Source organism: Cognataquiflexum rubidum (genome assembly GCF_022538115.1).
Classification (GTDB): domain Bacteria; phylum Bacteroidota; class Bacteroidia; order Cytophagales; family Cyclobacteriaceae; genus Cognataquiflexum; species Cognataquiflexum rubidum.
The window spans coordinates 29,362-54,646 of sequence record NZ_JAKZAL010000005.1; the positions used below are offsets into that span (position 1 = coordinate 29,362).

Annotated in this window: 20 protein-coding genes; 7 read left to right on the forward strand and 13 right to left on the reverse strand. The window is 42.3% G+C overall.

Annotation, left to right across the window (positions count from 1 at the left end):
• Window positions 1-82 precede the first annotated feature (82 nt).
• The gene (locus tag MMU05_RS07365) at window positions 83-1,186 is read left to right on the forward strand and encodes a Gfo/Idh/MocA family protein (protein WP_241141032.1); all 1,104 of its coding nucleotides are present in this window, start codon (window positions 83-85) and stop codon (window positions 1,184-1,186) included.
• A 160-nt stretch (window positions 1,187-1,346) separates the two neighbouring features.
• On the forward strand, window positions 1,347-1,736 hold the full coding sequence (locus MMU05_RS07370) for a GxxExxY protein (protein WP_241141033.1): 390 nt from the start codon (window positions 1,347-1,349) through the stop codon (window positions 1,734-1,736).
• Window positions 1,737-2,013: 277 nt separating this feature from the next.
• On the opposite strand, the gene recG is transcribed toward MMU05_RS07370, so the two are convergent.
• Both recG and MMU05_RS07380 read right to left on the reverse strand, forming a co-directional pair.
• Window positions 2,014-4,107 (reverse strand): ATP-dependent DNA helicase RecG, encoded by a 2,094-nt coding sequence (gene recG / locus MMU05_RS07375; RefSeq protein WP_241141034.1) that lies wholly within the window; start codon window positions 4,105-4,107, stop codon window positions 2,014-2,016.
• 61 nt (window positions 4,108-4,168) lie between these two features.
• A complete protein-coding gene (locus MMU05_RS07380; RefSeq protein WP_241141035.1) occupies window positions 4,169-4,387 on the reverse strand; it encodes a hypothetical protein in 219 nt (72 codons plus the stop codon).
• 132 nt (window positions 4,388-4,519) lie between these two features.
• On the opposite strand from MMU05_RS07380, the gene MMU05_RS07385 reads away from it, so the two are divergent.
• Window positions 4,520-6,328: a serine hydrolase gene (locus MMU05_RS07385; protein ID WP_241141036.1), complete on the forward strand. Its 1,809-nt coding sequence runs from the start codon at window positions 4,520-4,522 to the stop codon at window positions 6,326-6,328.
• 52 nt (window positions 6,329-6,380) lie between these two features.
• Here MMU05_RS07385 and MMU05_RS07390 read toward each other — a convergent pair whose 3' ends face one another.
• From MMU05_RS07390 to dapF, 7 genes are all read right to left on the reverse strand, one after another.
• Window positions 6,381-6,815 carry a DUF4348 domain-containing protein gene (locus tag MMU05_RS07390; protein ID WP_241141037.1) on the reverse strand — a complete coding sequence of 145 codons (435 nt, stop codon included), beginning with the start codon at window positions 6,813-6,815 and terminating at the stop codon, window positions 6,381-6,383.
• Window positions 6,816-6,998: 183 nt separating this feature from the next.
• The gene (locus MMU05_RS07395; RefSeq protein ID WP_241141038.1) at window positions 6,999-8,285 is read right to left on the reverse strand and encodes a hemolysin family protein; all 1,287 of its coding nucleotides are present in this window, start codon (window positions 8,283-8,285) and stop codon (window positions 6,999-7,001) included.
• Window positions 8,286-8,469: 184 nt separating this feature from the next.
• A complete protein-coding gene (locus MMU05_RS07400; RefSeq protein ID WP_241141039.1) occupies window positions 8,470-9,249 on the reverse strand; it encodes a S1/P1 nuclease in 780 nt (259 codons plus the stop codon).
• Window positions 9,250-9,582: 333 nt separating this feature from the next.
• Window positions 9,583-10,770 (reverse strand): M20 metallopeptidase family protein, encoded by a 1,188-nt coding sequence (locus tag MMU05_RS07405; protein WP_241141040.1) that lies wholly within the window; start codon window positions 10,768-10,770, stop codon window positions 9,583-9,585.
• Window positions 10,751-11,299 carry a hypothetical protein gene (locus tag MMU05_RS07410; protein WP_241141041.1) on the reverse strand — a complete coding sequence of 183 codons (549 nt, stop codon included), beginning with the start codon at window positions 11,297-11,299 and terminating at the stop codon, window positions 10,751-10,753. Before MMU05_RS07410 ends, MMU05_RS07405 begins: the two co-directional genes overlap by 20 nt.
• A 10-nt stretch (window positions 11,300-11,309) precedes the next feature.
• Window positions 11,310-14,690: a preprotein translocase subunit SecA gene (gene secA / locus MMU05_RS07415; protein WP_241141042.1), complete on the reverse strand. Its 3,381-nt coding sequence runs from the start codon at window positions 14,688-14,690 to the stop codon at window positions 11,310-11,312.
• A 149-nt stretch (window positions 14,691-14,839) separates the two neighbouring features.
• Complete coding sequence (gene dapF / locus MMU05_RS07420) at window positions 14,840-15,613, reverse strand: diaminopimelate epimerase (protein ID WP_241141200.1); 774 nt, start codon at window positions 15,611-15,613, stop codon at window positions 14,840-14,842.
• A 192-nt stretch (window positions 15,614-15,805) separates the two neighbouring features.
• On the opposite strand from dapF, the gene MMU05_RS07425 reads away from it, so the two are divergent.
• From MMU05_RS07425 to MMU05_RS07440, 4 genes are all read left to right on the forward strand, one after another.
• Window positions 15,806-16,588, forward strand: a complete 783-nt coding sequence (locus MMU05_RS07425; RefSeq protein ID WP_113923386.1) for a superoxide dismutase — start codon at window positions 15,806-15,808, stop codon at window positions 16,586-16,588.
• Window positions 16,589-16,676: 88 nt separating this feature from the next.
• Entirely contained in the window at window positions 16,677-17,141 is a 465-nt protein-coding gene (locus MMU05_RS07430; protein WP_241141043.1) for a nucleoside triphosphate pyrophosphohydrolase family protein, read from the forward strand.
• A 226-nt stretch (window positions 17,142-17,367) separates the two neighbouring features.
• On the forward strand, window positions 17,368-18,486 hold the full coding sequence (locus tag MMU05_RS07435; RefSeq protein WP_241141044.1) for a fatty acid desaturase family protein: 1,119 nt from the start codon (window positions 17,368-17,370) through the stop codon (window positions 18,484-18,486).
• A 495-nt stretch (window positions 18,487-18,981) separates the two neighbouring features.
• On the forward strand, window positions 18,982-19,812 hold the full coding sequence (locus MMU05_RS07440; RefSeq protein WP_241141045.1) for a hypothetical protein: 831 nt from the start codon (window positions 18,982-18,984) through the stop codon (window positions 19,810-19,812).
• Here MMU05_RS07440 and MMU05_RS07445 read toward each other — a convergent pair.
• The 4 genes from MMU05_RS07445 to MMU05_RS07460 form a co-directional block, all read right to left on the reverse strand.
• Entirely contained in the window at window positions 19,798-21,507 is a 1,710-nt protein-coding gene (locus tag MMU05_RS07445) for a GMC oxidoreductase (RefSeq protein WP_241141046.1), read from the reverse strand. The genes MMU05_RS07440 and MMU05_RS07445 overlap by 15 nt on opposite strands.
• Window positions 21,500-22,075, reverse strand: a complete 576-nt coding sequence (locus MMU05_RS07450) for a gluconate 2-dehydrogenase subunit 3 family protein (RefSeq protein ID WP_241141047.1) — start codon at window positions 22,073-22,075, stop codon at window positions 21,500-21,502. The genes MMU05_RS07445 and MMU05_RS07450 overlap by 8 nt, the downstream gene beginning before the upstream one ends.
• Before the next feature lie 149 nt (window positions 22,076-22,224).
• A complete protein-coding gene (locus tag MMU05_RS07455; RefSeq protein WP_241141048.1) occupies window positions 22,225-22,596 on the reverse strand; it encodes a GxxExxY protein in 372 nt (123 codons plus the stop codon).
• 551 nt (window positions 22,597-23,147) lie between these two features.
• Complete coding sequence (locus MMU05_RS07460) at window positions 23,148-25,199, reverse strand: alpha-L-fucosidase (protein WP_241141201.1); 2,052 nt, start codon at window positions 25,197-25,199, stop codon at window positions 23,148-23,150.
• Between the last annotated feature and the right edge of the window lie 86 nt (window positions 25,200-25,285).

Consider the following 25,285-nt stretch of genomic DNA (forward strand, 5'->3'; position numbering starts at 1 on the left):
TTTTTGAACGATAGTCCAAAAATGGCTAAATTGAAGATGTTAAGATCTTACTCATCAAAGATTAACCATAAACCTATTAAATATGAAAAACTTCAACAGGAGGGATACCCTCAAAACTCTAACACTTGTCACAGGAGCCAGCCTACTCTCTCCACTTAATCTTATAGCATCATGCAATCCTTTGAGAAAAGATAAACTTGGGGTCGCCTTGGTGGGATTGGGTTACTATAGCACCGACTTACTTGCGCCCGGACTCCAGATTACCAAGCACTGCCACCTAGCCGGAATCGTTACTGGGACTCCCGCTAAAGCAGAAACCTGGAAAGCCAAATACAACATTCCTGACAAAAACATATACAACTATGAAAACATGTCGGGCATTGCCAATAATCCTGATATCGATGTGATCTATATTGTCCTTCCACCTTCGATGCACATGGAATATGTGGTCAAGGCTGCAGCCACGGGCAAACATGTGTGGTGTGAAAAACCCATGGCCATGACCGTACAGGAATGTCAGACCATGATTGATGCATGCAAGAAAAACAAAGTGAGTCTGTCGATCGGCTATCGTTGTCAGCACGAACCAAACACCCTTGCTTACCAAAAAATAGTCAAGGAAAGTCAGCTCGGAAAAGTTCTCCAGGTGGATTGTGCAGCAGGTTATAGAGAAGGACGGACAGACCATTGGAAGCAAAAACGTGAAATGGGTGGAGGTGTGATCTATGACATGGGAGTATATGCCATTCAGGGAGCAAGATTGGGCAGCGGGATGGAACCTATTGCCGTCAACGCTGCGAAAGTATGGACCGAAAGGCCTGAAATCTACAAGGATGGATTGGGTGAAATCGTGGAGGCCCAACTGGAATTTCCCGGTGGCGTGATCGGCAATATCAAAACTTCCTTTGCTGAAAACACCAACTTCCTCAACATCAAATGTGAAAAAGGCTTGATTGAAATGGCGCCGTTTTCAGCCTATTCAGGCAATAAAGGAAAAAGTCCGTTGGGTGAAATCAACTTCCCTTACCAGGTGCCTTGGCAACAAGCTAACCAAATGGACATGGATTCCTTGGCCATCATGGGTGGCAAGCCAATGCCTGTTCCGGGTGAAGAAGGATTGAGAGATATCCGCATCGTCAATGCCATCCTCGAATCTGCAAAAACGGTGAAAAAGGTAATGATTTAATTGTTTTCACGCAGATCGACGCAGACAATTCCAGTGAGACTTCTTCACTATTGATTCTCTACCATTTTTTCTGCGAAGGTCTGCGAAATCTGTGGGAAATATTGAAATAATTTTGATCTATTAATTCTGTCTTTGAAATCACAGGTGGATTTACAGAAAAATGTTATTTTTAGTCATGCATGAAAACGAAATTTCTTATTTAGTAAGAGGGGCGATTTTTCAAGTGTTTAAAAAACTTGGGCCGGGACTTTTGGAATCTATCTATGAATTGGCCTTGGAATATGAGCTAAGAAAAAAAGGTCTTAAAGTGGAGCGGCAAGTCTTTTTACCAATACTTTATGATGAAGAATTGCTTGGCCAATATCGACTTGACCTATTGGTTGAAGATAAAGTTATAATTGAAGTAAAATCTGTTTTTGAGTTATCAGCAATCCATCACAAGCAGTTGCTTACTTATTTGAAACTAAGCCAAAAAAAATTGGGAATCTTGGTGAACTTTAATGAGGCTGAAATCGAAAATGGAATCTTTAGAAAAGTCATGGATCTTTAATTTCTTAATCATACAGTTCACTCATTTTTCTGCGAAGGTCTGCGAAATCTGCGGGAGAAAATTAAAAAACCCTACGTTTCACGCGGATTGAATTAGATAGTTGTTTTGGAATTTTACGTGAATTTTGTTTCCTCCATTTTTTCTGCGAAATCTGCGGGAACAAAAAAACAGCCCGCAGATCACGCAGATCGACGCAGACAATTCCAGTGAGACTTCTTCACTATTGATTCTCTAACATTTTTTCTGCGAAAGTCTGCGCTATCTGTGGGAGAATTTTTCAAGATATCCTGCTCCAATTAATCGCGTGCTTCTTTTGGTTTTTGATCTGACGGAGGACCATGGCGTGATTGGGTAAACTCAGGTCGGGATCATCCTGCAACAGTAATTGGGCCGCATCTCTAGCCATCGTCAGAATTGGAGCATCCTTGCTCAGATCAGCGATCAGCAAATCCGCCAAGCCGCTTTGTTGTGTGCCCATCAAGTCTCCCGGTCCACGGAGCTTCAGGTCTACATCTGCTATCTCAAATCCATTGTTGGTTCTGACCATCGTTTCCAACCGGACGCGGCTGTCTTTTGACAATTCGTATTTGGTCATCAGAATGCAATAGGATTGGTCAGCGCCACGGCCAACGCGACCTCTTAACTGATGCAGTTGTGATAATCCGAAGCGCTCCGCATTCTCCACCACCATGACGGATGCATTGGGTACATTGACCCCGACTTCGATGACAGTGGTAGCCACCATGATTTTGGTTTCCCCCTTCACAAATCGCTGCATTTCGAAGTCTTTGTCGGCAGGCTTCATGTTACCATTTACTATGCTGACAGGATATTCGGGAAATGCCCTGCTGATGCTTTCAAATCCGTCCATCAGGTTTTTGAGATCCAATGTTTCGGATTCTTCAATCAAGGGATACACCACATAAATCTGTCTTCCCAATTGGATCTGCTTGCGCATAAATCCAAAAACCTTCAATCGATCCTTGTCATAGCGATGCACAGTCTGTATCGGCTTCCTCCCCGCAGGCATTTCATCAATCACTGAAATGTCCAGATCCCCATAAAGAGTCATGGCCAAAGTCCTCGGTATCGGGGTAGCTGTCATTACCAAGACATGAGGGATAAATTGCTCGTTTTTGGCCCAAAGCTTGGCCCGTTGAGCCACTCCAAACCGATGTTGCTCGTCCACAATCGCCAAGCCTAGATTTTTGAACTGTACTACATCCTCCAAGAGCGCATGTGTTCCTATGATGATATGCAGTTCCCCTGAAAGCAATGTTTCATGGATGACTTTACGGGCAGATTTTTTGGTAGATCCTGTAAGCAAAGCGATGTTCAAACCCATCAGGCCTGCATATTCTTTCAAGCCTTCATGGTGTTGGTTTGCCAAAATTTCTGTTGGCGCCATCAAGCAAGCCTGTGCCCCGGAGCTGATGGCAATCAGAATGCAGATAAATGCCACCATGGTTTTGCCACTTCCTACATCTCCCTGGATCAAACGGTTCATCTGCTTTCCGGATTTCATATCAGCAAAAGCTTCCCTGACAACCCTTTTCTGCGCCTCGGTCAGTTGGAACGGCAGGTTTTCTTTGTAGAATTTGGTCAAAAGGTCAGTCTGGTTCAAAATCTGACCCTTTGACTTTTCGGTTCTGGTAAGTTTCAACTTCAGTAACCTAAGCTGCACAAAGAAAAACTCTTCAAACTTCAGCCTGAACCTTGCCTTTTTGAGGATTTCAGGATTATCAGGAAAGTGAATCTTTTTGACGGCTTCTTTTTTGGAAATAAGGTTGAACCGCTGCAGGATATCCTCTGGCATGGTTTCTTGGATCTGGGGATAAGCCACCTGAACCAACCCTTCCATAATTTTGGAAATCCCTTTGGAGTCAAAAAATTTGGCCCTGAGTTTTTCAGTAGTCGGATAGACCGGTTGGAAAAAACTCTTTTCCTCCTGCACGGCTGTCACCGGTTCCATCTCGGGATGGGCGATGCTGAATTTCCTTCCGTATTTATTGGGCTTGCCAAAGAAGACAAAAGGAACACCAATGATAAGTTTTTTGATGACCCATTGGATTCCTTTGAACCAAGTGAGTTCCATTTCCCCGGTTTCGTCAAAGATATAGGCTACAAGTCTTTTTCTGTTCCCTTCCCCGATCGTCTCAATTGACCGGATTTTGGCTACAACCTGCACATGCTCCAGGTCCTCGTTGATGTCTTTTATCTTAAAAAACTGCGTCCTGTCCTCATAGCGAAAGGGATAATGTTGGATCAGTTCCCCATAGGTAAATATGGACAGTTCCTTATTGAAAAGGACTGCTTTTTGGGGACCTACTCCACGGAGGTAATCTATTTTGGTATCAAAAAAAGAGGACAAAGGCTTGCTAATGGTTATAGGCCCAAATTAAAGAGGAAGGAGGGGATAAGCTAATGGGAAATTATTTTTCATTATATCTTTGGGTTCTGACTATTTCAACTTCCTCAGTAATCTCTTCCAAAGTGGGCGGATTAGAAGCCGCTTTTTCCCGTAATCTTTTCAGGATATTTTCAAAATTGTCTTCTTCAGGCTTTAGGATCGAAATCAATTCAAGATCAGCAAGGTCCTGTAGCAATTTTTTTGCCTTGGGGTTAAGTATAGATATTTGAATAGTTTCCATATGAGAAATATAACGATTCTCTTTTCTAACATTTGATTTTAGTGAAGTAAAAATTCTATTCCTACTTTTCCTTTACTATATTCTCCATTCAGTAAAATTCCCTAAATTAATCCCTTTAAACCACAGCCCTCTATGAAACATATCTTCCTTTTTCTCCTCCTGACTTTTTCGATTTCTACCACCTTCGGACAAAAAAAATCCTCCACAGACAGATTCGCCGGCTTGGATGCCGAACTCGATAAATTGCTGAAAACTTGGCATGCAGCGGGTTTTGCGGTAGCGGTAGTTGAAAAAGATAAAATCGTCTATTCTAAAGGCTTTGGCTATCGGGATTATGAAAACAAAACTCCCGTCACTCCCAACACTAATTTTGCCATAGGGTCAAGCAGTAAGGCATTTACATCCGGTCTTCTTGGCATTTTGAAGGAAGAAGGCAAACTCACTTTTGAAGACAGCCCCATCAAGCATATCCCGGAATTGAGATTCAAAAATGCTGAAATGAACGAACTCATCACCATCCGTGACATCATGACTCACCGGACCGGTCTTCCGAGACATGACATCAGTTGGTATCTCTTTTCGAGCAATTCAAGGGACAGTCTCATGCAAAGGATAGTTTACCAGGAGCCTTTTGCCAAAGTGCGTGAAAGATGGTACTACAACAATTTTATGTTCCTTACCCAAGGAGTAATCGCCGAGCGCATTACCGGAAAAAGCTGGGAGGAAAATATAGACCAGCATTTCTTCCAACCCTTGGAAATGAAAACCTCGAGCACAGTAATCGATGGCCTCAAAAACGGAAAAGAAGCCTCTTTTGGCTACCAAGTCAAAAATGATTCTGTCATCAAAAAGATGGATTATTACGACATAGCGGCCATGGGTCCGGCAGGAAGCATCAACAGCAACGTCACCGAAATGTCAAATTGGGTCATGACCTGGATCAACGGCGGCAAATTCAAAGGCAAACAAATCCTTCCCGAATCTTATATCAAGGAAGCCATGAGTTCCCAAATGGTCATCAGTGGAGGCATTCCTGATAAGGAATTTCCCGACCAACATATCTCCAATTACGGCTTTGGCTGGTTTACTTCTTCCTACAAAGGACACTACCGGGTCGAGCATGGGGGCAATATTGATGGGTTTTCAGCCAATGTCAGTTTCTTCCCGACAGACAGTATCGGCATCATAGTTCTAGCCAATCAAAACGGCTCGGTCATCCCGAGTCTGGCTCGCAATATCATCAGCGACAGGGTGCTGAAAGAAATGAGGACCGATTGGAACAAAACCTACAAGGAACGCTCCGACAAAGCCAAAGCAGCTGAAAAAGAAGCATTGGCGACCAAAACCTCTTCTCAAAAAACAGGAACCAAACCTTCTCATCTTTTGGTAGAATATACCGGAGATTACTCAAATCCAGGATATGGTACTTTGGAGATTATTTTCAAAAACGATTCACTTTTTGCAAAGGCGGGAAAAAATAATATGTGGTTGAAGCACCACCATTATGACATTTTTTCTCCTTATCCGGTGGTGGAAGGCAAAGTGGATACTGTCGGCGGATTTGGGCTTCAGTTCAATTTCAGGACCAATGACAGCGGGGAGATTTCTTCTTTTGTATCCAAGTTAGAGCCTGCGGTAGACCACCTCGAATTCAAAAGGACTCCAAAAGGGGTCATCATGGACAAAGCTGAATTGGAAAAATATGTGGGTGATTACGAACTGCCGGGAATCGTTGCCAAGACCTATATCAAAGGTGAAAACACCCTGTACTTGCTTGTTCCCGGCCAACCTGAATACGAGCTCCTGCCACTGGAAAAGCACAAATTTGCCTTAAAAATCCTGGATGGCTTCAAACTGGAATTTGTAGAAGGAGAGTCAGGCAATATTGCTGAGGTATTGTTTGTCCAGCCCAATGGGACATTTAAGGCGAAGAGGAAGTGATGCAAAAATTATCGATGGTGGTGTGTTTATCCCGCTATTGTTTTATTAATATTTAGAGACTTCCCTCAAACGCATAAACCAAAAACCACCTGTTGCCGAGGAGTTCAAACCTGCGTTTGGATGAAAAGTTGGTGCCTTCGATCCAAAGCGTCTGTTCAAAGTATTTTTTCTTATGCTTTATTTTGGTCTTAAACTGCGTCGTGTCGACCTGATAAATCCTTGTCCGCATCAGTTCCCAATTGTCCGCAGTCCATGGGATTTCCTCCTTTCCAAATTGCCTCAATCCCTGCAGCGGAAATATGATTCTCGACATTTGGAAAGCCGAGTCTGAGTGAAAGCGCTCATAAAATATCGGGAAATCCTCGGGGGGAGTTCCCTGGATTTTGACCATGCCTTTGGGTTTGCCTTGGGCGAAGCTGTCCGAAAAGGCAAAAACTACATTGAAAAATACCAAGAAAGCCAAGACTTGCCTATAGTGATTTTTCATTTGAATTATGCTTTAAAAAGATCGAGGGTGACAACAATAACAAAGAAAAGACCGGTCAGAACTCGAATGGACACTTTTCTATTTTGTATGCAAATTCAAAAACAAAATTCACATTGTCAAGCCATTCCACTAAGATTCAATTCTTAACTAGGGTATTTGGGAGAAGATAGCTGTCAAAAAATATCAATCGTTCTTTTCCATTCTTGAAACCATAATTTTGTCAATCCGCTGTCCATCTTTATCGATCACTTCTACTACAAGGTCTGAAATGATGATTTTATCTCCAATTTCAGGAATTCTGATACTACGGTTCATCACCAGTCCCGCAACAGTAGAAAATTTTCCCTGATAAAATTCGTCTACATTTAGTTCAAAATACCTCAAAAAAGGAACTATTGGATATTGGCCATCGACAAGCCAGCTGTTTTCATTTCGCTGCAGGATTTGATATTCATCTTGGTCGATTTCGGTTGCATCGCCGATCAAAGCATCGAGGACATCATCCATAGTGACGATCCCAATGGTTGTACCATACTCATCAATTACTATCCCGTAGTGTATTTTTTCAACCTTGAACAATTCCAAGACTTTAAATGCAGAAGTGTCTTCGTTGATATAAACAGGTTTTTTTAGGTAGGTTGTAATATCAAAGGCCGCATCCGTTGTCGGGTAGAATAAGTCTTTCAATAAAACAATCCCCAAGATATCGTCAAGGTCATTGTTTTTGACCACAGGGTAAGCCGAATGTTTTTCTTGATTGATCTTTGCCTTGATTTCGTCCCAAGTGTCATTTGTATCTAGGTAAACGATATCACTGCTGTGGGTATAGAGGGAATTGACATTCCGGTCCCCAAGTTCAAATACCCGCTCTACGATGTCCTGCTCGATATCCTGAATCTCTCCCCCTTCGGCACTTTCCTTGATGATGGCTTTGATTTCTTCCTCAGAGACTTTGCTTTCGGTGGATTTTTTGACCCCAAAAATGGTAAGCAATAAGTCATTGGAACTTGTCAATATCCACACAAAAGGCGAAGTGATCATGGATAGGATTTTCATGGGCTTTGCCATAAACATGGCGATCGGCTCAGGGAAAGTCATTCCGAGTCGTTTTGGGAAAAGTTCACCCAATACTATTGACAAATAAGTGATAAAAACAACAATGATACCGACAGCCAAGTTTTTGGCGTACGGTTTAAGGATATCAAATTGTAACAAAAAATCTGTTACTTCTGTCGTGAGGTTTTCGCCGCTATACACCCCAAGTAATATCCCGATGAGCGTAATCCCGATCTGAACTGTGGAAAGGAATTTGCCCGGGTTTTCGGAGAGGTCCAAAGCGGCTTTGGCACCCGAACTTCCTTTTTTCTTGGCCGCTTCCAATTTGAATTTCCTCGATGAAACGAGGGAAAGTTCAGACATGGCAAAAACTCCATTCAACAAGACTAGCGCAATAATGATGATAATTTCCATTTTTTAATTTACAGATTGGATTAACCAGAAAAATCAGAGCGAATAATTATCCAAACATTATTTGCTTCCAAATCACAAAACTCAAAAACAAAATATTGAAAAGCTAATTGATTCTAACCTTATTGTTAAAACTTAAAAACCGGCACTTTTGAGCGCCGGTCCAAACATGATTCTATAATTAAGTTTACTTTCCGTAGATTTCTTCCAATGCCTGTGCCAACCGGATACCCGCAGCTGTCAATCTTTCCTCTACATGGTGGTAATGTTTGTAGATATATTCATAGCCAATGCGACCGTTTTCAGGAATATCATACATGTCAGGTCTCATTGCGGCAGCCTCTCTCAGCCAATCAGCAGGAGTCGCAGCTGTATACTTTTGGATCAAAACAGGGTTGATTCTTTTTTGTAATTCCGTTGCCATTTCTGAATAGCTCATTTTTTTTCCTTCGATCAGGTCGGAATCCCAAATCGCGTGGATGTTGGTCTCTTTGTTGAAAAAACTGACTTTGACATCATTGCCTCCGCGGTCGCCGGGCTTGCCTACATGGAAAGGTTGATGCAAATCGCCCACAATATGGATCAACATCCGCAATTGGTCCCTCTCTTCTTCGGCAGTAAGACCACCTTTTTTCAGGTTTTCTTTGATCCTCAAAAATGCTTCATAAGCGTCACCATTTTTCTCCTGTAAGGCCGGATCGTATTCCCCATCAGCAGTGGTGACCCAATGCCAGGTGTTGGTATAATCGTATTTTTTATCGGAACGGATATTGTCCATCCAGACTCCGACCCCTGAGATGGACTGCTGCTGAAGGATCTCCTCCACCTTTTTGATGGTCTTTGGCTTCATCTGCCATTCCGCAAGCTTTCCGATAACATAATGGCCGATGGGTCCCCAAGCAAATGATTGGGAAGTCAGGGTCAGGGAAATCAGCAATGTCAGGATTATTGATCTGGTACTTTTCATTTTTATTCTGAAATAAGGTTGAAATACAATAGATATACAGTGGAAATACTATGGAAATAAGGTTGAAATACTTTAGATATACAGTGGAAATACAATCGATATAAGGTTGAAATACTATAGATATACAGTGGAAATTTGTGGATATTGGATATTGATGGATATTAATTTCCAAAGTAGCCGTGATTGTGGACTACTATATCGCGAAGCATATATCTCTTGTATTTCGCGCAGCATATTTCAATTTTATTTCTATAAAATAATTAAAATCCTTAGTGGATATTTTATTTCTAACTATTTCGCGAAGCGTATTTCTACTTTATTTCTATAAAATAATCAAGATCCCAACTCATTGATGGCAATCCAAGCCATCAGGCCTGCGCCGATTTCCATGGCGTCTTCATCTATGTCAAAAGTGGGAGTATGGACACCGGAAACAATTCCTTTGGCTTCGTTTCTGGTTCCCAACCTGTAAAAGCAGCCGTCAATCTCTTGCGTGTAATAGGAGAAATCTTCTGCGGCCATCCAAACATCAAGGTCTATGACATTTTCTTTTCCAAGGTATTGGACAGCGGCTTCCTGTGCTCTGGCGGTAAGTGCCTCGGCATTTTTGAGAAAAGGATAACCCCTGCGTACCTCAAAATCCAATTCTCCACCCATTCCTTCCACGATCCCTTTGGCGATACTGACCATATGGTGATGGGCTTTCGACCGCCATTCTTCATTGAGGGTACGGAAGGTGCCCTGTATTTTCACTTCATTGGGAATAATATTGGTAGCACCCAAAGCCTCCACTCTACCAAATGAAAGTACAGACGGGATTTTTGGGGAAGCATTTCTACTGACTACTTGCTGCAAGGCGACAATCATGTGTGAGGCAATCAAAACCGGATCGACCAAAGTTTCCGGCATGGCGCCGTGTCCTCCTTTTCCTTTGACAGTGATGTAAAGTTCATCCGCACTTGCCATGTACATTCCTTTTCGGAAACCCACTTTTCCCACAGGAATCAGTGGCATCACGTGCTGTCCAATGATACCCGAAGGTCTTGGATTTTCGAGTACATTGTCTTTGATCATCAGGGAAGCTCCTCCGGGAATAAGTTCTTCACCGGGCTGAAAAATTAGTTTGACGGTTCCTTCAAACTGGTCCTTGATTTCATTCAGGATTTTGGCTGCGCCCAAAAGGGAAGCCGTGTGCACATCATGTCCACAGGCATGCATCACACCGGGATTGGTGGATTTGTAGGAGACATCGTTTTGCTCCAAAATGGGCAAAGCGTCCATATCCCCACGCAGGGCAATGACTTTTTTGGATGGGTTTTTTCCCTCGATAATTGCAAGGAGGCCGGTGCCTGCTTTTTCTTCAACTCGGATTATACCCAAACCAAGAAGCTGTTGCTTGACAAATGCAGCTGTATTGTATTCTTGAAAAGAAAGCTCAGGATGTGCATGTAAATGCCTCCTGTTGGCTATAAACTCTGATTTATAAGCAGCGGCTAACTCCTTAATTTTGTTGTTGACCATCCGTAACCGGTTCAGGAATGACATAACCTTCTCTCAAAAATCTGTCTTGGATGATTCTTGATGAAGGAAAATTTTCTTTCAATTGGTGGTAATAAGTAAGGGCTTCAATTCGGTTGACAAACTTTCCCACCTTGACAAGGTACCGCGGCTGTTGGTATTGCATGTCAGTTTTGAAATCCGGAAAATAAGTGAAAAGGTCATTTCTTGTCTTGAAAGCCAAATCCCTGTCCACCCCACTGTATACCAAAACCGTATATCCACTCCAATACATTTCTGCTTTATTGGCTTCCTTGAGATTATTAAGTGCGATTTCAAGGTCGTCATCAGCAGACAAAACTTTTTCACCGCCCTTTGGGGCAGTTTCTTCTTTTGCCGCCTGCTCCTCCAAGTCAGGGAAAATTATCCTAGACCCGCTCAAATCTTCCTGATAATTTTCAAATTCATTGGTTGGTGCCGATGTTTTCTTAATCAATGAGCAAGAACTCATCAAAATTACCGGAAATATCAAAATCAGGAGTGACCTTTTCATGATGCTTTTGTTAATGTTCTATGACCACACATTTGCCTGAGTTAACATCCTGCTCCACACTTTTGAACTTGACGTCTTTCATTACTTTCCCGTCCGGATATTGTACAGAAACCTTGTCATTTCTTCCATAAACTTTATCGGATTTTCTCGGAGCGACGATCTGTGGAGGGGCGGTTCTATTGGCAACAGCTGCTGCTGCCTGTCTCCCGCCTCCCGGATTTAGGCTGCTGCCTACTTCCTCTTTGGATGCTTTTACTTGGTTTTCTTCCCTTCTTGGAGCTTGTGCTGCCCTAACCTGATTTGGGTCTTGGGCAGGGAGATCTGCTTTCGCTATGAATGAAATGGTATCTTCATTGAGTTTGCCGACGAAGCGCTTGAACATTTCAAAAGCCTCAAATTTATAAATCAACAAAGGATCCTTTTGTTCATAAACCGCATTCTGTACAGATTGCTTCAGGTCATCCATGTCACGGAGATGCTCTTTCCAGTTTTGGTCAATGATCGCCAAAGTGACGTTCTTTTCGATGTTTCTGATCAAATCCCTTCCTTCGTTTTTCACAACAGATTCCAAGTTAACCAGCACTCCGATCTGCTTGAAGCCATCCGAAATCGGAACCATGATTTCTTTCACAGTGGCTCCTCTGTTGGTGTACACATCTCTTAAAACTGGAAGGGCTTTGTTGGTAATGCTTTCGTTTTTGCCCACATAATGTTGGTATGCGGCATTAAATAGCTGTTGCGTGAGTACGCCAGTTTCTTTGGATTTCAGATCCTCTACGCTGAATGGATGGTCTATTCCCAATGAACTGAATATATTCATCCTCAGGTTATCCGCATCTTCTGTAGATTTACCCATCTGGATGATATCAAAGCAAACATCATACATGACATTAAGGATGTCCAATTCAAGACGTTCCCCTTTGAGGGCATTTCTCCTTCTTTTATAGACCACTTCCCTTTGGGAATTCATGACATCGTCATATTCCAATAGTCTCTTTCTAACACCAAAGTTATTTTCCTCCACTTTCCTTTGGGCTCTTTCGATTGATTTGGTAATCATCGAATGTTGGATGACTTCTCCCTCTTCCAAGCCCATGCGGTCCATAAGTTTTGCGATCCTGTCCGAACCAAACATCCGCATCAGGTTGTCTTCCAAAGAAACAAAGAACTGGGAAGAACCCACATCCCCCTGACGTCCTGAACGTCCTCTGAGCTGACGGTCAACACGCCTTGACTCATGCCTTTCTGTACCGACGATAGCCAAACCTCCGGCTTTCCTTGATTCCGGAGTCAATTTGATATCTGTACCACGACCGGCCATGTTGGTAGCAATGGTCACTGTTCCTGGCTTTCCGGCTTCGGCGACAATGTCCGCTTCTCTGGCATGTTGCTTGGCGTTCAATACCTGGTGCTGGATTTTTCGGATAGTGAGCATTCTACTCAATACTTCAGAAATCTCCACAGAGGTCGTACCCACCAATACCGGTCTTCCTGCTTTGGTCAGTTCCACGATTTCGTCAGCCACTGCATTGAATTTCTCTCTAACAGTTTTGTAAACTTTATCTTCCCGGTCTTCCCTGATAATGTTTCTGTTGGTAGGGATCACCACCACATCGAGTTTGTAGATTGTCCAGAATTCACCAGCTTCAGTTTCCGCTGTACCGGTCATACCCGCAAGTTTGTGGTACATCCTGAAGTAGTTTTGAAGTGTGATCGTCGCATATGTCTGTGTGGCATCCTCAACTTTCACATTCTCCTTGGCTTCTATCGCCTGATGAAGTCCGTCGGAGTATCTTCTTCCTTCCATCACACGGCCTGTCTGCTCATCGACAATCTTCACCTTACCATCCACCAAGATATATTCGGTATCCTTCTCAAACATACAATATGCCTTGAGCAGCTGGTTTACAGTATGAATTCTTTGGGCTTTGACACCATAATCTTTGATCAGCTCTTCTTTTCTGATGAGCTTTTCTTTGTCGTCGATGTCAGGATTTTTCTCCATTTCGGCGATTTCCATACCGATATCGGGGAGGATAAAGAAGGTAGGATTCTCATTCTTTTGGGTAATGACCTCGATGCCGTTGTCGGTAAGCTCTATGCCATTGGTCTTCTCTTCAATGGTAAACAAAAGAGGTTGGTCCGCCTCAGGCATCATCCTTTTGTTATCCTGCAGATAGTAATTTTCTGTTTTTTGAAGGATCACCCTTATCCCGGGTTCTGAAAGGAACTTGATCAAAGGCTTGTATTTTGGCATACCTCTATACGCTCTGAAAAGCGGTAAGCCCGCCTCCTTTTCATTTCCTTCCTGGATAAATTTTTTGGCTTGATTGAGAAAACCCTGCACAAGCTTTCGCTGCTCGTCAACCAGAGTGGCGACCCTTGGTTTCATTTCCATAAACTCATGCTCGTCTCCACGGGGAACAGGTCCTGAGATGATCAAAGGTGTCCTGGCATCATCGATCAAAACCGAATCCACTTCGTCAATCATGGCATAATGGTGCTTGCCCTGAACAAGGTCTCCGGCTTCCCGCGCCATGTTGTCTCTCAGGTAATCAAAGCCGAACTCGTTGTTTGTCCCATAGACAATGTCGGAGGCATACGCTCTTTTTCTACCTTCTGAATTTGGCTGGTATTTATCTATACAATCCACGGAAAGACCGTGGAATTCAAAAAGCGGTGCATTCCATTCGGAGTCCCTTTTGGCCAAGTAATCATTGACAGTAACAATGTGCACACCCCTTCCGGAAAGTGCATTGAGGTAAGCAGGAAGAGTAGAAACCAAGGTTTTTCCTTCACCTGTGGCCATTTCTGCTATTTTCCCTTTGTGCAATACCATCCCGCCGATCAGCTGTACGTCATAATGGACCATGTCCCAAACGACTTCTGTGCCGGCAGCCATCCATTTGTTGTGCCAGATGGCATCTTCTCCCTGGATTTCAATATTGGATTTTTTGGCAGCAAGCTCTTGGTCTCTCAAAGTGGCTTTCACTACCAACTTTCCGTTTTCTTTAAATCTTCTTGCTGTTTCTTTGACAACTGCAAAAGCGTCTACCAAGACCTTTTCCAAAACCACTTCCAAAGCTTCATCCCTGAATTTTTCGGTTTTTTCTATTTCGGTGAAAAGAGCGTCTTTCTCATGCACTTTATCTGGCGCCATACCATTGATCTGCTCCCTAAAAGCGGCAATTTTATCATCAAAAGGCTTCAAGTCCGCATTGATGATGGCTTTGATTTCACCTGTCTTTGCCCTTAGGGCCTCATCACTGAGACTTTGCAGCTTCTTAAAAGCCTCATTGATCAGGGGAACTTTAGGACTCAATTCCTTTACATCTCTATCTGACTTCGTCCCGAAAACTTTTGCCAGTCCTTTGGCTATAAAATCTAACATATGGTATTTTGTATCTAATAGGGGGTAAAATTACTTCGTTTTTCTTAATTATAGTAATCAGTGTCAATATATGAGACTTGGGAAATGGATATAAAAGCAGCAACCTTTATTTTTTATATTTCCCAAAATCAAGATGTCACTGCCACGATCTAAATTTCAATCCTTCCTTCAAACACCTTTTCAGCCGGACCTATCAGCCAAATATCCTGAAAACTGCCGTCTGCACTTTCGGTAAACCTGACCTTGAGATTTCCTCCCGGCGTTTGGATCTTGACTTCATGGAGCTGATGCTGGTAACCATAGACCAATGCACAAGCTGTAACGCCTGTCCCGCATGAAAGGGTCTCGTTTTCCACCCCTCTTTCATAAGTCCTGACATGGATTTCGTCCTTAGCAATAGGAGTGACAAAATTCACATTGGTGCCCTTTGGTGCATATACACTGCTGTAGCGTATTTCTTTTCCTTCTTCAAAAACCGGATAATCGGAGACATTTTCCACAAATTTCACATGGTGGGGTGAGCCTGTGTTGACAAAATAATCCTGACCGGCATTGGCTAGGCTCAGAACAGGACGCATTTCCAATTCAATCCAGTCCCCCACGACTAACGCCTGATGTTCCCCATCGATGGCGAGAAAATTGGTTTTTTGGTCAATGATTCCCAAAAACTTTGCAAATGCCACGGCACACCTCGCACCGTTTCCGCACATACTTTGAGAGCCGTCAGCATTGAAATACACCATTTCGAAATCATGATCTTCGACATCCCTGATGAGGATCAATCCGTCAGCCCCAATCCCGAATTTGCGGTCGCAGAGTCTTTGGATCAAAGAAAGATCCCTGTCAGGAAAAATGTCAGCCCGGTCATCGATCATCACAAAATCGTTGCCTGTTCCCTGATATTTATAAAACGAAATTTCCATAGCCATTACCCTTCCTTGGAAGTTTTTGGTTGTTTTCAAAAACCAAACCAAGATATTTTGGTTTTACAAACATAACCATCTTGTCACAAAATCAGACTTATTGTCTGCTTTTAGGTTTCATTATGTGGTTGAATTGGTTAACTTGTTGGTCGATTCAAATTTGAAAATCCATTTAAAAGGAAATAAATCTCTATGAAAAAGATGACTTACAATGTTTCAAGAAGAACTTTTATAAGCCATAGCTCCAAAGCCACTTTCGCCCTGGGAATCGGGAGCACATTGATTGGCTCTGCATTTTTGACCGCATGCGGCGGAGAAGGTGAAGAAAAAGAAGAGGCATCTGTCCTGCTCAGCACGGGTTTTGAACAAACTCCATTAGGATATGACTATGCTGCACTTGAACCACATATCGATGCCATGACCATGGAAATCCACTACACCAAACATGCCGCTGCTTATGCCAAAAACCTTGGTGAAGCCGCTTCAGAGGAAAGTGTGGATGTTAGCAAACCCCTTGAGGAAGTAATGATGAATATTTCTAAATATTCAACAAAAATGAGAAACAACGGTGGCGGGCATTATAACCACGAGCTTTATTGGAAACTCATGTCTCCGACAGGTGGAGGAGAACCGGGTGGCGATTTGTCTGAGGCCATCAACGGTGCTTTCGGAAGTTTTGCAGATTTCAAAACCAAATTTGAAGATGCAGGTAAGAGCAGATTCGGTTCAGGATGGGCATGGTTGGTTTTGGACAAAAACAACCTGCTTCAGATAGGAAGTACTCCAAATCAGGACAATCCACTCATGGACGTATCAGAGTTTCAGGGAATTCCTTTGGTAGGAGTGGATGTATGGGAGCATGCTTATTACCTCAATTATCAAAACAGAAGGCCTGACTACCTGACTGCATTTTGGAATGTGATTGACTGGAAAGCTGTCGGCGACCGTTACAACACAATCGTGAAAGGAGCTTAAGAATATATCCACATTTTATATAGGAAACGGGGTTTTACGGCTCCGTTTTTTTATTTTGCGCCTTTCAAATCAAATCAAAAACACCATTATGCAAGATCCCAAAAGCCTCACTTCTGTAGCAGCTTTCCATCAGACATTCAAACACCCGATTTTGCCTGAGCCACAAATTCCCGATGCCAAGCGCTGTCAGTTGCGGGTTTCTCTTATTGCCGAGGAATTGAAAGAACTTGAAGAAGGCATCAAAAACCGGGACATCGTAGAAATAGCAGATGCACTTTGTGACATCCAATATGTGTTGTCAGGAGCTATTTTGGAATTTGGATTGGCTGATAAATTCAAGGATTTGTTTGATGAAGTCCAGCGGTCCAATATGAGCAAGGCATGCAAAACAGTAACTGAGGCTGAGCAAACCGTAACCCACTATCAAAGTCAAGGTGTGGATTGTCACTACGAAAAAGAGGGGGAACTTTTCCTAGTCTACAGGAAGGAAGACAGAAAAACCCTGAAATCAATCAATTATTCGCCCGCAGATCTAAAAGGAATTATTGGCTAGGTTTTTGGGCATCAAAAGTTAATTCTCCTTAATTTCCTAAAACAATCTGTTAAATATTCGGAAATGCGGCCAAGTTTGGCGTACTTGGAACAGATTAAATTTATTTTTCCTGCACTCAGCTGTTGAAATTAATTTATCACCCATATACAGCTCTACTAGTTATCAAAAACATTTACAAGCTCTACTAGTTGATGATAACAATTAACCAAAAGATTAAAATTAAATTATGAATACATCCCTTAAGTTTCTTGATTCAGGAAACTCCCAGTTTTTTGTCACAGTCAAAAAACGTGTAGACGACTATTTCAAAGAAAACAATATTACAAAGTACGCCAATACGGCGATGGTTATCAAAACCATTTTCTATCTAACTTCCTTTGTAGGGCTTTATTTCCTGATTTTGTTCGAAGTTTTCCCGACGATAGTATCGTTGTTTTTGGCAATTGCCTTAGGAATGAACATGGCTTTCATTGGATTCAATGTATGTCATGATGCCCTCCACGGTTCGTATTCCAAGAATCCTCTTGTCAATAAATCTCTCGGGTTCCTCTTTAATATTATCGGAGCTAATGTGTACGTCTGGAAAATTACACATAACAAAGTCCACCATACTTATACCAATATTATTGGTCATGATGGTGACCTCGATGTAGCTCCTGGATTGGTTAGGGTTTCTCCTGAAGAACCCCTGAAAGCCATCCACAAATACCAACATATATATGCTTTTGCATTGTACTCCCTTGCTTCTTTGTCTTGGTTTTTCAGAAAAGACTATGTGAAATTTTTCCAGAAAAAAATAGGATCACACGTCAATAAGCATCCTAAAATTGAATATTTCAACCTGTTCTTTTATAAGTTAGTCTATTACTCTTTGTTCATCATCATTCCTTTGGTAGTGATGGACATCACATGGTGGCAATTTATGATAGGCTTTTTGGCAATGAATTTTGCAGAAGGTCTTGTTCTAGCCTTGGTATTCCAATTGGCTCACTTGGTAGAAGATACCGAGATGCCAAATCCCCAAGGTGCTGAAAACATTGAAGAAACTTGGGCAGCCCACCAAATGAGGACTACGGCTAATTTTGCGAGAAACAATTCTGTGGTAAATTTCTTTTGCGGTGGATTGAATCTACAGGTAGAACACCATCTATTCCCCAATATCTGTCATATCCATTATGTCGAGATTTCTGAAATTGTGAAGCAAACAGCTGAGGATTTTGATTTACCTTATAATGAAAATGCCACCTTTGGCTCTGCGCTCAAATCTCACTATGATTTCTTAAAAGCAGCCGGAAGGCCTTCGGAAAAAGAAGTCGTTTCGGAAGAAATTGAGGTAATGGCTTAGAATTGAAATTCTAATTTGAACCCATAAAAAATCCCGGTCAGGTACTCCTGACCGGGATTTTTGTTTTACGAAGGAAAGTTGGATCAACCAAAGTTCTTCATCGCATGATGGGCAGCCCGATCTTCAAAAGCCATTGAAGTCAAAAGAGGAGTTGCGATATACTGAAGCTTGCTGATGGATCTTCAAGAAAACATCTGAAAAAGCCAATAATCCTACCTCATCCCATTAGCCAAAGAATGCCTGAGGGCAATAAAAGAAGGCTCTTAATTAATGGAGTGTTTTGGTCGAAACGAATATAAATTCTTAGTATGCCATTTTGCATTGAAGATAATTCTCTCATATCTAACCAAACAGAAATAATATATCAGCTTTTAGAGATTTCTCACATAAATATTTTAGTTAATTGAAATCTTTTTTTATGTTAAATCCGTTCGATTGAGTATTCATTTCCAGGACTTATTCTATGAAAATAATTCTCATTTAAACCTGAAATTTATGAAAAACAGACTTATTTTTCTCATTTCTTTTCTGATGCTTTTAGTTTTGGCTCCTACTATATCTCAGGCACAGTTTGAGGTTGGATTTGGATACCTTAACTCTACCCCTCGCGGTCCGATGAGTAATTATATCAATCGTGCAGGGCATGGTGTGTCGACAGATGTTGCTTACCGCATTCCTAGAACCAACCTCAGTATAGGGGTTCAATTTGCTGCTTCAGGCTATGGCTACGAAAAGCGTGAAGAAAGATACCGCTTCAATAATGGATACGAAGGAAATGTCAACGTAGAGATATATAATATTTTTAGCAACAACAGTGCTTACCTAAAGTATGACATTTTAAACAACGTATTCGTACAGCCTTACCTGTTTTTTGGGGGTGGGTTTAGCTATATCTCCACCGATTTGTCAATTATTGATCCGAGAGAAGAATTTACTTCAGATTGCCCAAAACCCTTAGAATCCTCGACATTAGTCAGTGATAGGACTTCCTATCTTCTCCTAGGTGGTGGGTTCAGGTTTGATTTAAGCTATCCATTCAAATCATTAGAAAGACGAAAACTCCTCTTTGACATCCGGCTTAACCATTTGAATGGTGGGGAAGTAAGGTACATGAGTTTGGATGAACCTACCATCAGCAACACGACTGTCAGGGGAGAAAATGTGTCTTTTGATTTCGCAAGTGCTGCTCAGCCTGACATTATTCATGAATATCATGCAGGCTCTTCCTACCGGACACGAATGCAATTTATCACAGTCAATGCCGGGTTATTTTATGTTTTTGGAAATAAGAAAGGGAATAGATCTCGCATTTTAGATACTTGGTAATTTCATCGCATGATGGGCAGCCCGCGCTGCAAAAGCCATATATGTCAATGATGGATTTTGTGTAGACGTGGAGGTCATAGAGGCGCCGTCGGTCACATAGACATTGGGAACGGCATGGAGTTGATGGTTGCCATTGAGCAAAGAAGTCTTTGGATCTTTTCCCATCCTTACGCCGCCCATCTCGTGGATATCCAATCCCGGGGCACGCTTGTCGTCACGGGTTTTAATATTGGTGAAGCCTGCTTTTTCAAACATCTCTGTCATCTGTTCCAAATAATCCTTGATCATTTTCTCATCGTTGTCATCGTAATCAACATTGATTTTCAACTGAGGCATGCCAAAAGGGTCTTTTGAATTTGGATCCAAGGCCACGTAGTTGCTCTCCTTCGGAATGGTTTCTCCCATCATATGTGACCCGACATTCCAAGGTCCGTATTTATCTGGATTGAGCAGGTTCTCTTTCAGTTCCATGCCGATACTGTTTTGGTCAGCATAAGATCCCCTATTGGCTCCGAATCCGGCTGCATAACCACGCAAGAAATCGGTCTCCTGTGTTTTGAGATTTCTGAATCGTGGAAAATACCCTGAAGTTGGTCTTCCGCCTTGGGTTGTATATTCCAAGTGACCTTCATATTGGGCGGAGATTCCTGCGCGATAATTATGGAAAGCGACATATTTACCCAACAGACCGCTGTCGTTGCCAAGTCCGTTTGGAAAACGGGTCGAAGTAGAATTCAGCAGGATCAGGTTCGTATTCAATGCCGCCGCATTGACAAAAATGACATCGGCAAAATATTCCTCCATTTCTTTGGTATGGGCATCGATGACCCTGACACCTGTTGCCTTACCTTTTTCTTCATCATATATGATGGAATGTACTACCGCATCAGTCCGCAAAGTCATATTTCCGGTCTTTTCAGCCCAAGGGATGGTGGATGAATTGGCCGAGAAATAGCCTCCAAAAGGACAGCCTCTTTGGCAGAGATTTCTGCTTTGACATTTGGCCCTTCCTTGTTGGGCGTAATAATCAAAATTACCTGTGATGTGGGCACAGCGAGCCAAAATCATGTGGCGCTCATCTCCATAATGCTCCTTAAGTTTGCCTTGAAAATATTCCTCGACAACGTTCAATGGAAAACCCGGCAAAAATTCACCATCGGGTAAACTTGCCAATCCGTCTTTGTTGCCCGAAACACCCGCAAATTTTTCAACATGGCTGTACCAAGGTGCGATGTCCTTGTACCTGATCGGCCAGTCTACAGCAAAACCGTCTCTTGCAGGACCTTCAAAATCAAAATCCGACCATCTTTGGACCTGTCTTGCCCAAAGCAAAGACTTGCCTCCGACCTGATATCCACGGATCCAGTCAAAAGGCTTCTCCTGCACATACGGATGCTCATTGTCTTTGACAAAAAAATGCGCTGCATCTTCTCGGAAAGCATAACAGCGGCTGACGATCGGGTTTTCTTTTTGAATTTCTTGGGTGAGCTGTCCCCGGTGTTCAAACTCGTAGGGAAGCATGTTTGTAGTAGGATAATCTTTGAGGTGTTTGACATCGCGGCCTCTTTCTATCACCAGAGTTTTGACACCGTGCTCGGTAAGTTCCTTTGCTGCCCAACTCCCTGATAAGCCAGAGCCAATGACAATAGCCTGGAAAGTTCTTTCTTTTACTGCGTCTATATTGAGATTAGCCATTGATTCTTTCGGGTTTGAGGTCTGAGATTAATACTGCTCCCTGGTAATCCCCAGGAATCAGGGAATAGGGTTTTACTTGGGTTTGGATGTATTCTGACATCATAAATCCCTGTATGGTAAAGCGCTTTGCCATTCCGGTAAACTCTTTGGTGGCTTTCTGAGGATCTTCAGGTTTGGTATTTTCGGGCAATTCTATTGCCAAAGCAGCTTTCACCACAGCTTCACGGCCCGCTTGATTCAATTTTGAAAAGGCACTTCCGCCGCTGTTTTTGCTGAAATCTTCAAATCCCTGCAGTCCCTGCATAAAGGATTTCTGACCTTCTGTATCAATGCAATCATTGACCATGACAAGGATAAAATCCTGCACTTCTATGTCTGCAGCACTTTTGATGCTTCCTGCCGGGATGATAGTTCCGGCAATATCTTTCAATAACTGTTGGAGGGAAGGGGTAATTTGGAGATTTTGGTAGGCGGCGAGGATGTCTTCCTTGGAGAAATCACAGGATGGCACCAACACCAAACCACCGGTAATCAAGGCAAGGCTCCGGAGGGCGTCTCTTCTTTTCATGGTAAGGTCATTAGGGTTGTAAAATGAATCGGGGAATAAGGTAAAACGATTTAGGGAAATTTCATAGCCGATTATTATAAAGTGATTATCAAACAGGTGGTAGAAAAGGATCAGACCAAATGCTTGGTAAAGTATCCTTTAAAAAAATTCTAATAATTATTGACTACCCTTTTGATTTCAACTCTTGGTGTACCAAAATTTATCAATAAGCCAAAATTCATGTCGCAGGCTTTGAGGTAATTTAGTATTTGGGCCAGGTGGATGTCCTCCAATGCTTTGGTAGCTTTTAATTCCAAAATAATTTTATTTTCAACTAATAAATCTGCAAAATATTCTCCCACTACCTTATCCTCATAAAAGACCTCCAAGGGATATTGTTGCTTGACATTCAACCCACTTTTTGTCAATTCATAGGATAAGGCATTTTGATAAACTTTTTCCAAGAAACCATTTCCCAAGGTGTTTGAAACTTTGAAGGATTTTCCGATTATCTCCTTCGTGATTAAATTGATATCGTCCATTTTACCAAAATTTTTGTGAGATTAAAAATATCAAACAAATTCAAATTGATTATGAAATTAGTCGACTAATGTCGTTTATTGGAAAATATTTAACCACAGATGGACACAGATTTGCACAGATATTTGGAATCCTTTATCTATTCAATTATTGCACGATTCATAAGCTCAAAAGGGATATTGAAAAAACTTTGAGGTTATTTTTTATCTGTGTTCATCTGTGAATATCTGTGGTGAAGCAAAAGTTTTTACCACAGATGGACACAGATATTTGGAATACTTTATCCTTTATCTATTCAATTATTGCACGATTCATAAGCTCAAAAGGGATATTGAAAAAACTTTGAGGTTATTTTTTATCTGTGTTCATCTGTGAATATCTGTGGTGAAGCAAAAGTTTTTACCACAGATGGACACAGATATTTGGAATACTTTATCCTTTATCTATTCAATTATTGCACGATTCATAAGCTCAAAAGGGATATTGAAAAAACTTTGAGGTTATTTTTTATCTGTGCTCATCTGTGAAAATCTGTGGTTTAAAAATTAAACCCTCACTTTGTCAGCACACCGACCTCAGCAATAGAAGCGGGCTGGTTATTTGTTGTGGAAAGGGATTTGAGTTTTATAAAATGGACTTGGGAAGGAGAAAACCTGGCCACCTGCTCCATGGGATTGTTCTTGATGTTTGAAAACTCCCCTGAGGTCAAAGTCTTCCAGGATTTTCCATCCATACTGCCCTCAAAAACATATTTCGAAATGACCCCGCTCATAAATCTATTCTGTGGTGGCCAATAGGTAAAACCATTGATATTAATTGATTCTCCCAAGTCAATGACCACTTCGTTTTGCTCACTCTGCCAAAAGGTCTGTGAATCTTCGTCAATTACTTTCGCGGCTTTTTCGTCTTTGTTGACCAATTTCCATTTGGCTTTGGGTATATCCAGGTTACGGACCAAAACCTCACTTTTCTTTCCACTTTGACTGTCAAAGGCCATTGCTTTGAGGGTGGTTGATTCAGAAACGGCTATCGGATTTTCATATTTGATACGGTTTTCATTGGGTTCAGAACCATCTATAGTATAGTAAATTCCCACTCCTTTTTCAGGAACTTGGAGTGTCACCTCCCCTGATTTGGACCTGATCAACTCCGGTTCGGTGACGAGCTTTGGCGCATAGAATATGCCGATATTGGAAATCGTAGGACTGGCTTTAGCATCGGTGATGGTAAACCGGACTTGTTTTGCCATCACATCATCAAACCTCAAAATCCTTTTGATTCCCACCGTGGTTCCCTGATGGATTTGCTCCCAACCTTTTTCTGTTTCCACTTCCAAAGTAAAAGACTTGATCCTCTGTCCAAGTGGGATATATTCCTGTGCCACAAACCTGTTGATCAAAGTCGGTTCTGTCAACGTCAAAACAATACTGCTCTCAATCACCCCATCTTCCGTAGCCCAATATTTTTCCCTGTCAGCATGAATCACATTTACTGCCTCAAATCCTTTTCCCCGTTCATTGCTCGCGGTTACTTTTGCGGTTTTGGCCAGATCGACAGCAAAGTCTTCCCTGATTTTATTCGCAAGTTTCATAACCTGCTCCACGTCTTTTTCATGGATCAAACCCCGTCTGTCGACAGGAAAGTTGATCAGCAAAGAACTGTTTTGACCGATGCTTTTGTAATAAATCTCCAACAACTGAGGCAAGGTCCGAACCTTGTGGTCTTCATATTCATGGTAATACCAACCCGGTCTGATCGAGACATCTGACTCCGCCGGAACCCAATGCGTCCCATTTTCTTGGCCAGAAGCAAATCTCTCCGGATAGTCAGGCATCCCGGCGTAAACAGAATCCCGCATCAGATTTCCCCATGTGGTCTCGTATGCAAACCCATGTTCATTGCCAACCCAACGTACGTCGGGTCCACCATCGCTGAACATCACGGCTCCGGGCTGTAATTCACGGACAAGATTGTATGTATTTTCCCAGTCATAATAAGTCAACTTATCCACTGTCCGCACTTCATTGGCCCCTCCATAATAGCCGTCACCGCCATTTGCCCCGTCAAACCAAACTTCAAAAATATCCCCATAATTGCTTAGCAATTCGGTCAACTGATTTCGCATATAAGTGATGTATTCCGGGTTTCCATAATCGGCATGGTTGCGGTCCCAAGGGGAATAATAAATCCCGAATTTCAGCCCGTATTCCTTACAGGCCTCCGACAGTTCACGGATCAGGTCACCCTTGCCATCTTTCCAAGGAGAATTTTTTACCGAATGCTCGGTGTAGCCGGAAGGCCAAAGACAAAAGCCATCATGGTGCTTGGCGGTAATGATGATCCCTTTCATTCCGGCTTCTTTGGCGACTTTTGCCCATTGCCTTGTATCCAAAGCGGTCGGGTTGAATTCAGAAGGAAGTTCATCTCCCATTCCCCATTCCATATCCGAAAAAGTATTCATGTTGAAATGCACAAAAGCATAGTATTCGAGCTCATGCCAAGCAAGTTGTCTCGGGGAGGGAATTGGCTCCACGGGAACCGGAGGGCTAACTTCTTTGCCTTCACAGGCCAAAAGAATCAAAAGTGGGAGGAGGTATTTTTTCATCATATCCAATTGAAAAGGAATATTAACAAAAAATCTCCAAAAGGTTGATGACATTTTTGGATTGATACGATGAGGTCTTAACAAAC

Coding starts and splice junctions, on each gene's coding strand:
- MMU05_RS07365 (WP_241141032.1), top strand. CDS start 83: ATGAAAAACTTCAACAGGAGGGATACCCTCAAAACTCTAACACTTGTC.
- MMU05_RS07370 (WP_241141033.1), top strand. CDS start 1,347: ATGTTATTTTTAGTCATGCATGAAAACGAAATTTCTTATTTAGTAAGA.
- MMU05_RS07380 (WP_241141035.1), bottom strand. CDS start 4,387: ATGGAAACTATTCAAATATCTATACTTAACCCCAAGGCAAAAAAATTG.
- MMU05_RS07385 (WP_241141036.1), top strand. CDS start 4,520: ATGAAACATATCTTCCTTTTTCTCCTCCTGACTTTTTCGATTTCTACC.
- MMU05_RS07390 (WP_241141037.1), bottom strand. CDS start 6,815: ATGAAAAATCACTATAGGCAAGTCTTGGCTTTCTTGGTATTTTTCAAT.
- MMU05_RS07395 (WP_241141038.1), bottom strand. CDS start 8,285: ATGGAAATTATCATCATTATTGCGCTAGTCTTGTTGAATGGAGTTTTT.
- MMU05_RS07400 (WP_241141039.1), bottom strand. CDS start 9,249: ATGAAAAGTACCAGATCAATAATCCTGACATTGCTGATTTCCCTGACC.
- MMU05_RS07405 (WP_241141040.1), bottom strand. CDS start 10,770: ATGGTCAACAACAAAATTAAGGAGTTAGCCGCTGCTTATAAATCAGAG.
- MMU05_RS07410 (WP_241141041.1), bottom strand. CDS start 11,299: ATGAAAAGGTCACTCCTGATTTTGATATTTCCGGTAATTTTGATGAGT.
- secA (WP_241141042.1), bottom strand. CDS start 14,690: ATGTTAGATTTTATAGCCAAAGGACTGGCAAAAGTTTTCGGGACGAAG.
- dapF (WP_241141200.1), bottom strand. CDS start 15,613: ATGGAAATTTCGTTTTATAAATATCAGGGAACAGGCAACGATTTTGTG.
- MMU05_RS07425 (WP_113923386.1), top strand. CDS start 15,806: ATGAAAAAGATGACTTACAATGTTTCAAGAAGAACTTTTATAAGCCAT.
- MMU05_RS07430 (WP_241141043.1), top strand. CDS start 16,677: ATGCAAGATCCCAAAAGCCTCACTTCTGTAGCAGCTTTCCATCAGACA.
- MMU05_RS07435 (WP_241141044.1), top strand. CDS start 17,368: ATGAATACATCCCTTAAGTTTCTTGATTCAGGAAACTCCCAGTTTTTT.
- MMU05_RS07440 (WP_241141045.1), top strand. CDS start 18,982: ATGAAAAACAGACTTATTTTTCTCATTTCTTTTCTGATGCTTTTAGTT.
- MMU05_RS07445 (WP_241141046.1), bottom strand. CDS start 21,507: ATGGCTAATCTCAATATAGACGCAGTAAAAGAAAGAACTTTCCAGGCT.
- MMU05_RS07450 (WP_241141047.1), bottom strand. CDS start 22,075: ATGAAAAGAAGAGACGCCCTCCGGAGCCTTGCCTTGATTACCGGTGGT.
- MMU05_RS07455 (WP_241141048.1), bottom strand. CDS start 22,596: ATGGACGATATCAATTTAATCACGAAGGAGATAATCGGAAAATCCTTC.
- MMU05_RS07460 (WP_241141201.1), bottom strand. CDS start 25,199: ATGAAAAAATACCTCCTCCCACTTTTGATTCTTTTGGCCTGTGAAGGC.